At 63.2% G+C, this 10703-nt stretch carries 12 protein-coding genes; 5 read left to right on the top strand and 7 right to left on the bottom strand.

From position 1 onward, the window contains the following. Positions 1 to 111 precede the first annotated feature (111 nt). Both rpsD and AB4M76_RS16860 read right to left on the bottom strand, forming a co-directional pair. Positions 112 to 732, bottom strand: a complete 621-nt coding sequence (gene rpsD, locus AB4M76_RS16865) for a 30S ribosomal protein S4 (RefSeq protein WP_368443145.1) — start codon at positions 730 to 732, stop codon at positions 112 to 114. A gap of 131 nt (positions 733 to 863) precedes the next feature. Beyond that, positions 864 to 1469, bottom strand: a complete 606-nt coding sequence (locus AB4M76_RS16860) for a DNA-3-methyladenine glycosylase I (protein WP_368443144.1) — start codon at positions 1467 to 1469, stop codon at positions 864 to 866. A gap of 102 nt (positions 1470 to 1571) precedes the next feature. Here AB4M76_RS16860 and AB4M76_RS16855 point away from each other — a divergent pair, with 102 nt between their 5' ends. From AB4M76_RS16855 to AB4M76_RS16840, 4 genes are all read left to right on the top strand, one after another. Further along, positions 1572 to 2414 carry an EAL domain-containing protein gene (locus AB4M76_RS16855; protein WP_368443143.1) on the top strand — a complete coding sequence of 281 codons (843 nt, stop codon included), beginning with the start codon at positions 1572 to 1574 and terminating at the stop codon, positions 2412 to 2414. 160 nt (positions 2415 to 2574) lie between these two features. Further along, positions 2575 to 3750: an acetyl-CoA C-acetyltransferase gene (locus AB4M76_RS16850; RefSeq protein WP_368443142.1), complete on the top strand. Its 1176-nt coding sequence runs from the start codon at positions 2575 to 2577 to the stop codon at positions 3748 to 3750. Between the two features lie 76 nt (positions 3751 to 3826). Beyond that, positions 3827 to 4549, top strand: coding sequence for an acetoacetyl-CoA reductase (gene phbB, locus AB4M76_RS16845; protein WP_368443141.1), 723 nt, complete (start codon positions 3827 to 3829; stop codon positions 4547 to 4549). Positions 4550 to 4676: 127 nt separating this feature from the next. Beyond that, on the top strand, positions 4677 to 5594 hold the full coding sequence (locus tag AB4M76_RS16840; RefSeq protein WP_368443140.1) for a DMT family transporter: 918 nt from the start codon (positions 4677 to 4679) through the stop codon (positions 5592 to 5594). Between the two features lie 94 nt (positions 5595 to 5688). On the opposite strand, the gene AB4M76_RS16835 is transcribed toward AB4M76_RS16840, so the two are convergent. The 3 genes from AB4M76_RS16835 to AB4M76_RS16825 form a co-directional block, all read right to left on the bottom strand. Further along, the gene (locus tag AB4M76_RS16835) at positions 5689 to 5853 is read right to left on the bottom strand and encodes a YdcH family protein (RefSeq protein WP_368443139.1); all 165 of its coding nucleotides are present in this window, start codon (positions 5851 to 5853) and stop codon (positions 5689 to 5691) included. A gap of 100 nt (positions 5854 to 5953) precedes the next feature. Further along, complete coding sequence (locus AB4M76_RS16830) at positions 5954 to 6721, bottom strand: tRNA1(Val) (adenine(37)-N6)-methyltransferase (protein WP_368443138.1); 768 nt, start codon at positions 6719 to 6721, stop codon at positions 5954 to 5956. Beyond that, positions 6718 to 6933 (bottom strand): DUF2007 domain-containing protein, encoded by a 216-nt coding sequence (locus AB4M76_RS16825; RefSeq protein WP_368443541.1) that lies wholly within the window; start codon positions 6931 to 6933, stop codon positions 6718 to 6720. The genes AB4M76_RS16830 and AB4M76_RS16825 overlap by 4 nt, the downstream gene beginning before the upstream one ends. Positions 6934 to 6985: 52 nt before the next feature. Here AB4M76_RS16825 and AB4M76_RS16820 point away from each other — a divergent pair, with 52 nt between their 5' ends. Further along, on the top strand, positions 6986 to 7987 hold the full coding sequence (locus tag AB4M76_RS16820; protein ID WP_368443137.1) for a polyprenyl synthetase family protein: 1002 nt from the start codon (positions 6986 to 6988) through the stop codon (positions 7985 to 7987). On the opposite strand, the gene AB4M76_RS16815 is transcribed toward AB4M76_RS16820, so the two are convergent. After that, positions 7980 to 8858, bottom strand: coding sequence for a 4-(cytidine 5'-diphospho)-2-C-methyl-D-erythritol kinase (locus AB4M76_RS16815; RefSeq protein ID WP_368443136.1), 879 nt, complete (start codon positions 8856 to 8858; stop codon positions 7980 to 7982). The genes AB4M76_RS16820 and AB4M76_RS16815 overlap by 8 nt on opposite strands. Continuing rightward, positions 8855 to 10564, bottom strand: coding sequence for a tetratricopeptide repeat protein (locus AB4M76_RS16810; RefSeq protein WP_368443135.1), 1710 nt, complete (start codon positions 10562 to 10564; stop codon positions 8855 to 8857). The genes AB4M76_RS16815 and AB4M76_RS16810 overlap by 4 nt, the downstream gene beginning before the upstream one ends. Positions 10565 to 10703 lie beyond the last annotated feature (139 nt).

Below are 10703 nucleotides of genomic sequence, written 5' to 3'. Positions count from 1 at the left end.
GCTCTTCTATCGGGGCCAGTGCGCCGATGCTACAGCAAGTTTGCCGCGCAAAGAAAAGGGCCGCGCGGTGATATACCGCACGGCCCCAAAGCACAAAGATCAATGCGATCCTTAGTTCTTGGCGTAGAATTCCACCACGAGGTTCGGTTCCATCACGACCGGGTAAGGCACATCGCCAAGGCTCGGCGTGCGCACGAAGGTCGCGGTCATTTTGGAGTGATCGGTTTCGAGGTAATCCGGCACGTCGCGCTCAGGCAGTTGCACGGCTTCCAGAACCGAGGCCAGCTGCTTGGAACGGTCACGCACTTCGATCACGTCACCCTCTTTCACACGGTAGGAGGGGATGTTGACCTTGCGGCCGTTCACTTTGACATGGCCGTGGTTCACGAACTGGCGTGCGGCGAAAACGGTCGGCACGAATTTGGCGCGATACACAACCGCGTCCAGACGACGCTCCAGCAGGCCGATCAGGTTTTCACCGGTATCGCCCTTAACACGCTCGGCTTCGCCATAGATGCGGCGGAACTGCTTCTCGGTCAAGTCGCCATAGTAGCCCTTGAGCTTCTGCTTGGCGCGCAGCTGGATACCGAAATCCGAAATCTTGCCCTTACGACGCTGGCCGTGCTGGCCGGGGCCGTATTCACGACGGTTCACCGGGGACTTCGGACGACCCCAGATGTTTTCGCCCATGCGGCGGTCAATCTTGTGCTTGGCAGCTGTGCGTTTTGTCACGGCTGATCTCCTTTATAAGGCCCCTGAGGGCGGTAAAGGGCGTTGTCCTTTGGCCGAAGCCCGACAGGGTTCCCCTTGCGGGGTCCACCAACACCAATGAAGGGGCGCTTATACGGTGCTGCGGTGCAGAGTCAACGGGGGATTTTCGCGCCAAGCGCCGCCCCGCCCTTACCCGCCATCGCCGCGCAGGGCGCGTGGCGGTGACAGCTCAGAATATGGTCATTGACCAGGCCGCAGGCCTCCATCCAGGCATAGGTGATCGTCGGGCCGCAGAATTTGAACCCGGCTTTCTTCAGATCCTTGCTCACCTGTTCTGACAGCGCTGTCTTGGGCGGCACATCGGCCTGTGTGGCAAAGCCGGGCTGTAGCGGCACCCCGTCGACATAGCGCCACATGAACTGGTCAAACCCGGCGCCGGCCTCGATCTCTTGCCAGGCCCGGGCGTTGGTGATCGCGGCCTCGATCTTGCCCCGGTGGCGGATGATGCCGGGATCGGCCAGCAGACGCTGAACATCCGCCTCGCCCCATTCGGCAATCCGGTGCGGATCGAACCCGGCGAAAGCCCGGCGAAAGTTATCGCGCTTTTTAAGGATCGTGATCCAGCTCAGCCCGGCTTGGAACCCATCAAGGATCAGCTTTTCCCACAGCGCCCGGCTGTCATACTCCGGCACGCCCCATTCGGTGTCATGATAGGCTTGGTATATCGGGTCATCCCCGGCCCAGTCACAGCGCTGCATCTTGCCCCTCCCCGATTGGCCGGGCGGAAATTGCCGCCGATTAAGGCCATGTTATCACCTTGTCGCCCATACCTGCAGCGAAGTCAGTCAGAAAGTACCCCCGTGACCCGCCGATTCCAACGCCGCATTGCCGATATGCCCCCCGGCGCGCAGAGCCCGCTTGATCATGCGGTCACGCAGCGCGATGGGTCCACGCTCGATATGGTGCGCGACGCGATTGCGCATAAGCAGACCTTGCTCGCCTTTCAACCGGTGATGCGCGCTGCAGATCCGACCCGCATCGCTTTTTACGAAGGGTTGATCCGCGTGCTGGACCCCACCGGGCGGATCATCCCGGCGAAGGATTTCATCTCTTCGATTGAGGACACAGAGACCGGGCGCCAGATCGACGTGCTGGCCCTGCGCATGGGGCTGGGCGCGCTGCATAACAACCCCGGCCTGCGCCTGTCGATCAACATGTCGGCCCGTTCCATCGGCTATCAGGCGTGGAACCGGATGCTGCGCCGCTGGCTGGACCGCGACGCCACCATCGGCGAAAGGCTCATTCTTGAGATCACCGAAAGCTCGGCGATGCTGGTGCCTGAACTGGTCGCTGATTTCATGGATCAATTGCAGCCCTATGGCATCTGCTTTGCGATGGACGATTTCGGCGCGGGGCATACGGCGATCCGCTATTTCAAAGACTTCTACTTCGACATTCTGAAGCTTGACGGGCAGTTCATCAGGGGCATCGCCCATGACCCCGACAACCGCGCCCTGACCGCGGCCCTGATCTCCATCGCCACGCATTTCGATATGCTCACCGTTGCCGAATGCGTCGAGAATGCGGAGGATGCGGCGGTGCTCAGCGAGATGGGCATCGACTGTCTGCAGGGCTACTACTATGCTGCCCCCACCGCCCAGCCGGAGTGGCTGAACAAGGGCCAAGGTCGCGCGACGGGCTGAACGGTTTCTCCGCCTATCCGCCGGCATCGGCGGTGCTTGACCTGCTCAGTTGCCGCAATGCAGCGCATCCGCTATCACTTCACACAAGGGACAAGAAACCCGCGCCCCCAGACGGTGCGCGCGGTTTGCTTTTGCCCAGTTAGATAGAGGAATTCACACTATGACCAATGTTGTCATCGCATCCGCCGCCCGTACCGCCGTGGGCAGTTTCGGCGGGGCCTTCGCCAAAACCCCGGCCCATGATCTGGGCGCTGCCGTTCTGAAAGAGCTCGTCGCCCGGGCCGGCGTCGATCCCAGCGAAGTCTCCGAGACCATTCTGGGCCAGGTGCTGACCGCCGCCCAGGGGCAGAACCCGGCCCGTCAGGCGCATATCAACGCGGGCCTGCCGAAAGAAAGCGCCGCCTGGGGCATCAATCAGGTCTGCGGCTCCGGCCTGCGCGCCGTGGCCTTGGCCGCGCAGCACATCCAATTGGGCGACGCCAGCATCGTCGCCGCCGGGGGGCAGGAAAACATGACCCTCAGCCCCCATGCGCAGAACCTGCGCGCGGGTCAGAAGATGGGCGATCTGCAGTTCATCGACACGATGATCCGCGACGGGCTCTGGGATGCGTTCAACGGCTACCACATGGGCCAAACCGCCGAGAATGTCGCCGAGAAATGGCAGATTTCCCGCGATACGCAGGATGAATTTGCCGTGGCCTCCCAGAACAAGGCCGAGGCCGCCCAGAAAGCCGGTAAATTCGCAGATGAGATCGTCCCCTATACGATCACATCGCGCAAAGGCGAGACGGTCGTGGATCAGGATGAATACATCCGCCACGGCGCCAATATCGAGACCATGCAGAAGCTCCGCCCCGCCTTTACCAAGGATGGCTCTGTCACCGCAGCCAATGCCTCTGGCATCAATGATGGCGCGGCGGGTGCTTTGCTGATGAGCGCCGATGACGCCGAAAAACGCGGCATCACCCCGCTGGCGCGGATCGCCTCCTATGCGACGGCGGGTCTTGACCCGTCGATCATGGGCGTCGGCCCGGTCTATGCCTCACGCAAGGCCTTGGAAAAAGCAGGCTGGAAGCCCGAAGATCTCGATCTGGTGGAAGCCAACGAAGCCTTCGCCGCTCAGGCCTGCGCGGTGAACAAAGAGATGGGCTGGGACCCTGAGATCGTCAATGTGAACGGCGGCGCCATCGCCATCGGCCACCCGATCGGCGCGTCAGGCGCGCGGGTGCTGAACACCCTGCTGTTCGAAATGCAACGCCGCGGCGCGAAAAAAGGTCTCGCGACGCTGTGTATCGGCGGCGGGATGGGTGTTGCCATGTGCCTTGAGCGCCCCTAAGACTATTATCGGCGCGCAACTTTATTGCGCGCCGAAACATGCAATTGCAAGAACGTTACATTGAGGGAGGGATTACATGTCACGCATCGCTTTGGTCACCGGAGGCAGTCGCGGCATCGGCGCGGCAATTTCCACCACGCTGAAGGACAAGGGCTATACCGTCGCCGCCACCTATGCCGGCAATGACGAGGCCGCCGCGAAATTCACCGAAGAGACCGGCATCAAGACCTACAAATGGAACGTGGCAGATTACGACGCCTCCAAAGCCGGGATCGAACAGGTCGAAGCGGAGCTTGGCCCGATCGACGTGGTCGTCGCCAATGCCGGCATCACCCGCGATGCGCCCTTTCACAAGATGACCCCGGACCAGTGGAACGAGGTTATCGCGACCAATCTGACCGGCGTGTTCAACACGATCCACCCGGTCTGGCCCGGCATGCGGGAGCGTAAATTCGGGCGCGTTGTGGTGATCTCGTCGATCAATGGCCAGAAGGGACAGTTCGCGCAGGTCAACTACGCCGCGACCAAGGCAGGCGATCTGGGCATCGTGAAGTCACTGGCCCAAGAAGGCGCGCGGGCCGGCATTACGGCCAATGCGATCTGCCCCGGCTATATCGCGACGGACATGGTTATGGCGGTGCCTGAAAAGGTCCGCGAAAGCATCATCGCGCAGATCCCTGCGGGCCGTTTGGGCGAACCCGAAGAGATCGCGCGGGCGGTGGCGTTCCTCGTCTCGGATGACGCGGGCTTTATCAATGGCTCGACCATTTCGGCCAATGGCGCACAGTTCGTCGTCTGACACCTCTTGCGTGACATGGTCCCGTACCCCACACCCCTGTGATCGCTCACGGGGGTGTTTTCGTTGTAGAGCGTGTTAATAGCCGCCGCGCTGCGGTGACATCGCCCACCCCGGAAAGGAACGAAGAATGAGCCGCCAAAAAGCGACAGTGACCGGATTTATCGCCGTTCTGCTCTGGGCCTTGCTTGCGCTCTTCACCGTCGGCTCCGCGCCGACACCGCCGCTGTTGCTGAATACGATCTGCTTTGCGATTGGCGGTACGCTCGGGCTGATCTGGACCGTGGCAACCGGCGCGGCAGGGCGGCTGCGTCGCGTGCCATTCAAGGTCTATGCTTTCGGCACCATCGGCCTCTTTGGATACCATGCGCTTTATTTTTCAGCCCTGCGTCTGGCCCCGGCGGCCGAAGCGGGGTTGATTGCCTATCTCTGGCCGCTGCTGATCGTTGTTTTCTCGGGCCTCTTGCCCGGTGAGCGGTTGCGGCGCGGTCATATCGCAGGCGCGCTTCTCGGCTTTGCCGGTGCCGCGCTGATCATCACCGGCGGGGGCCGGGGGTTTTCGACGACCTATCTTCCGGGCTATGGGCTGGCGCTGCTCTGTGCGCTCACATGGTCGGGCTACTCCGTTCTGTCGCGCCTTGTCGGTGCGGCCCCGACCGCAAGCGTGGCTGTCTTCTGCCTTGCCAGCGCCGCTTTGTCCCTGCCGCTGCATTTGGCATTTGAACAGACCGTCTGGCCTGAGGATACTCTCGGCTGGGCGGCGATCTTGGGGCTCGGGCTCGGCCCGGTGGGGCTGGCCTTTTACGTCTGGGACATTGGCGTGAAACAGGGCGACATACAGCTGCTGGGGACAAGCTCCTATGCGGCCCCCTTGTTGTCGACGCTCGTTTTGGTGGGTGCCGGGGCGGCGGTGCCGAGCTGGACATTGCTCTGGGCAGCGCTGCTGATCACCGGTGGGGCGATCATTGCCGCCCGGGCGAGCCTTGCGAGAAACGCGCCATCTCTCGGGGCAGATAAGTCAGCGGCAGATAGAAACTGCGCATCCTGATCTAAAGACCAACGCCGAAACTGTTGAACCGTTCCAGCGGTTGTCGGATCACCGAAGTGATCCGACGGGCCTTATTCAGTCATGGCGCCTGAATTCAGGTGGAAAGGCGGTTGATCTCCTCCTTCAGGCGCAGTTTCTCTTTCTTCATGGAAGCCACTTTCAAATCGTCCATACCGGGGGCGCGTTGAGCGGTTTCAACCGCCTCACTCATCGCCTGATGCTTCCGCTTCAAGCTATCCAGATGTGCGTTCAAAGCCATACAATCCTCCATGGTGAGTGTTTACAAATTCAGTGGACCACAGCGTGACGCACAAGTCACGCAGCATCGCAGCATAGGGGTGGAGTTGGTAAAAAATTGCTTAAGACGCGGGAAAATCCAGCGGTGCCCCATGGCGCAGCACGGCTTCGATTTCCGGGACATAGCTGTCGCCGTCCCGAAGGTGCCGTGCGCCTTTGTGCATGATCAAATTCTGATAGAGCCGGAAGGCCCCGCGCCCGTTCTTGCGCGCCCGCATGAGAATCAACTCTGGATGCCTTCCGGGACGGGGCGACAGCGGCTGCACCTCGATCGATCCCATCTCATGCGGCAGGGCCGCGAGCAATTCAGGCAGGCGCTCTGCCCGGTGGATGAAATGCGCCTGGCCCTTGGGTTTCAGCCGTTTCGCCGCGATCCGCACCCAATCGCGCAGCGGCGTCGCTTCGCCCAGGGCCCGCTCGCGCCCCGGATCACGGGATTGCACCGACGCGGCACGGTCGAAATAGGGCGGATTGGCCAAGACATGATCGAACTGACGGTCGCGAAGATGCAGCGGCATGGCGGTGATGTCCGCCTCGACCACCTCCAGTCTCTGGCCGCCATTGCGGCGGGCCAGATCGGCATAGGCCGGTTGCAATTCGCAGCCCGTCAGCCGCAGCCCCGGCACCCGCGCCCCGAGACAAAGCGCCGCAGCCCCGGCGCCACAGCCAAGCTCCAGCACCGTCTCCCCGGATTGCGCTGGCACGGTCGCGGCCAGCAGCACCGGGTCGACCCCCGCGCGATAGCCCCGGCCCCGGCGGGGTTGCCAGAGGTGCAGCTTACCGCCCAGAAAGGCGTCGCAGGTCAGCTCGTCTTCGGCAAAACGGGTCACAGCCCGAGCGGGATCTCATTGTCGCGCATCACCCGCAGGGCGGCGTCGTGATCGTCGGGGTGCACCATCAGACGGCGCGGGAAGATTCCGATGCCGCCTTCGAGCACGCTCATGTTTACGTCCATTTCAAAGCAGTCTATATCCTCCCCCCTGAGAAGGGCGGAAGCAAAGGCGATGATCGTCATGTCGGTGCTGCGCAAAAGTTCCTTCATATCAGAGATGTAGAGCCGGATCGGCAGCCTGTCGAGCCTGTTGCGGGGAATGATGATGAAAAGTGATGTGATGGACAAACCGCACGACCGCATGGCGGCCTATCTGGCCGATGATATGACCGCTGTCAGCACGCTGATCCGCGAACGTATGGCGTCAAAACACGCGCCCCGCATTCCCGAGGTGACGGCCCATCTGGTCGAGGCCGGTGGCAAGCGCCTGCGGCCCATGCTGACGCTGGCGGCGGCGCGGATGTGCGGCTATGGCGGCCCCTATCATGTGCATCTGGCCGCGACGGTGGAGTTCATCCACACCGCCACCCTGCTGCATGATGACGTGGTGGATGAAAGCGCGCAGCGGCGGGGGCGGCCCACGGCGAACCTGCTCTGGGACAACCAGTCTTCGGTGCTGGTGGGCGATTACCTCTTTGCCCGCAGCTTTCAGTTGATGACCGAGCCGGGGTCGATGCCGGTCATGCGCATCCTGTCCAACGCCGCCGCGACCATCGCCGAGGGCGAGGTGCTACAGCTCACCGCCGCGCAGAACCTCGCCACCGATGAAGCGGTCTATCTGCAAGTGGTGCGCGGCAAGACCGCAGCGCTGTTTTCCGCCGCGACAGAGGTGGGCGGCGTGATCGCCGATGCGCCGAAGGATCATGTGCAGGCGCTGTTTGACTATGGCGATGCGCTCGGCATTGCCTTTCAGATCGTCGATGACCTGCTCGATTACCGGGGCGATACCGGCGCCACGGGCAAAAACGTGGGCGATGATTTCCGCGAGCGCAAGCTGACCCTGCCGGTGATCAAAGCGGTGGCCAAGGCCGATGCCGAGGAACGCGCCTTTTGGACTCGCACGATTGAAAAGGGCCGGCAGGAAGAGGGCGATCTCGACCATGCGCTGGCGCTGCTGCACAAGCATGACACGCTCTCTGCCACGCAGGTTGACGCGCGCAGCTGGGCCGAGCGTGCCAAGACCGCGCTGGCGCCGCTGCCCGAACATGAGTTGAAAGAGATGCTGACCGATCTGGCCGATTACGTCGTGAGCCGGATCAGCTAGGCTGCAGCAAGGGCGCTGCGGCGACCCACCATTGGGGCGCCTCGGCGCGGATCCGCTCTGCTGCGGCTGCGGCTTCTGGGGCGCTGCCGTAAAGCCCGAAACAGGTGGCGCCAGAGCCCGACATCCGCGCCAGCAGCGTGTCGCCGAGCGCCTCAAGACAATCCGCGATGACCGGCGCCCGCGCGAGGGCGGGGGCCGTGAGGTCATTGCGCTCTTTGCTGAGAAAATCAACGAATTCTGTGAGGCTACCAAACTGGGGGATTACCTTGGGCATCGGCGGCTGAGACTTATCTGCGAGCCCGGCAAAGACCGCCGGGGTCGGCACGTCAATCCTGGGGTTCACCAGCACCATGTGACAGGGCGGCAGGGCCGGCAGCGGCGTCAGCACCTCGCCCACGCCCTGCATCCGTTGCGGCGCCTGCGCAAGACAGACCGGCACATCGGCGCCCAGCTGCGCCGTGTCCTGGGGCAGCGCCACGCCCCAATGGGCCGCCAAAAGCTCCAAGGCCGCCGCCGCATCGGCAGAGCCACCGCCGATCCCCGCCGCCGCTGGCAGATGTTTGATGAGATGCAAGGCCGCGCCGCGCCCCCTGCCCGCGTCCAGCAACGTGGCGGCGCGCAGCACGAGGTTGCGCGCATCCGTCGGCACGCCTTCGGCCCCGGGGCCGCTGACCGTGAGGCTCAGACGGTCGCTGGGCAGGACATGCAACTCATCGCCCACCCCGGCCCGCACCACCAGCGAGTCGAGCAGGTGATAACCGTCCTCCCGTTGGCCGGTCACATGCAGGGTGAGGTTGATCTTGGCCCAGGCCATCCGGCTGCCTGTGGCGCCGGCCTGGGCAGGTAAAAGCGCCGCGTCCGTGAGGGTCATTCTTCGGCTGCGACCTTGAGCGGTGCGGCGCCCTCCTCGGCCAGCACGGCATCAAGACCGACTTCGAGCTTACGCCGCATGCGGTCTGGGTCAGCCTCGGAATCCGCATCGCTCTGATCGACGAAAGACAGCGCCCGACGCCATTGGAACTCGGCTTCGCGCTTGCGGCCCACGGCCCAATAGACATCGCCCAGATGGTCATTCACCACAGGGTCCACCGGCTCCAACTCCACTGCCCGCTCCATCTGCTCGACGGCTTCTTCATAGCGGCCCAAACGGTAGAACACCCAGCCAAGGGAATCGACGATATAGCCGCTTTCCGGGCTCGCCGCGACGGCGCGTTCGATCATGTCGAGCGCCTCGTCCAGATTGCGCTCCTGCTCGACCAAGGAATAGCCGAGGTAGTTCAGCACCTGCGGCTGTTCGGGATTCAGCTCTAGCGCGGCGCGGAAATCGGCTTCCGAGCCTTCCCAATCACTGCTGCGTTCCTTGGCAATGGCCCGGGCGTAGTAGAGCACCCAACGCGCGCGGGCGTTTTGCGATGTGCGCTCAAGCGCTTCGTCATAGGAGGCGATGGCGGCGGCATAGTCTTCTTCGGCCCGCAGGATATCGCCCAGCGTTGAATGCACCACGGCGAGCTCCCCATGGCTGCGGGCCAATTGTTCAAGCACCTCAATCGCCTGCGCGGTCTTGCCCGACCGCCGCAGCGCATCGGCGCGGCCCAATTCGGCGGCATGATAGGCCGGGCTGTCAGGCGGCAATGCCTTGTATTCGGCAATCGCCAGATCATGTTCACCGAGGTTTTCCAGCAGGCTTGCCGTCAGCAGCAGCGCGTCGACATGGTCGGGCCGCAGATAGCGCGCGATGCGGGAATAGAGCAGCACATAGTAATCGCCCGCCGCCTCATTGCGCAGCACGGCGGCGAAGGTGAAAAACACCTCGGCCATGCCAGCGCGGGCGTCGGGCATATAGGTGAAAGGCGCGGACTCCTCTGCGGTCAGCCGCGTGACCAGATCGTCGATTTCGGGATCGGTGTCATCGCCAAAGCCGTCTTTCAGCAGGGCCAAAGCGTCACCATACCGGCCCAGCTGGCCGAGGATTTCCGCATGGGCGATGACCCCGCGGCGGGTCTGGGCCGCAGCCCCTGCGTCGTCGCTGGCAAGGATCGCCTCGGCGCCTTCAAAATCCCCCACAGAGGCGAGGGCCAGCGCCTTGTGATACATGACAAATCCCTGCATCCCGGCTTCGGCGCTGAGACTGTCGAAAGCGTCCATCGCGGCACTCACGTCGCCCGCCCCCATATGCGCCCAAGCCTGCACCAAGCCCCCTACCCAGGGGCCAATGGCAGCGCTGTCCCGCTCCAGCAGGGCGTCATAGTCACCCTCTTTGGCCAGTCCCGCGACGATCGTCATCTCGGCCACCTGGCTTTTGGTGCCGATGGTCACCATGCTGCGCGCCAGCGGCAGCGCCTTTTCGATCCGTCCAAGCGACAGGTAGGACAGGACCGCGTTTTCCATCAGTTCGACGTTCTTGGGGTCACGCGCCAGCGCTTCGGTGTAGTAGCGTGCGGCCTCGGGGTAGTCGCTGTTCACCGCGGCATGGCGTCCGGCCAGATAGGGCCCGGCGATGGACTGCGCCATCAGCGGTGCCGACAGGCCGATGCAAAGCGCCGCAACGCTGGTGAAAGTCAGGACATTTCGATACATCAAACCGCCTCTTGTCGCTTTGCCTCAGGCTATCAGACCAGCGCCCGGGCGCAATGCCGCGCATCTGATCGGACATGCCGCGAACAGGTTTTCGCCGACCGAAACGCAGAAGGACCGGCAGGCTGTCGCATGCCGGTCC

Origin of the sequence: Sulfitobacter sp. PS-8MA (genome assembly GCF_040933935.1) — a bacterium.
Lineage (GTDB): Bacteria > Pseudomonadota > Alphaproteobacteria > Rhodobacterales > Rhodobacteraceae > Sulfitobacter.
The sequence above is the reverse complement of the archived record's forward strand: the minus strand, read 5'-3'. Positions and strand labels throughout refer to the sequence as shown.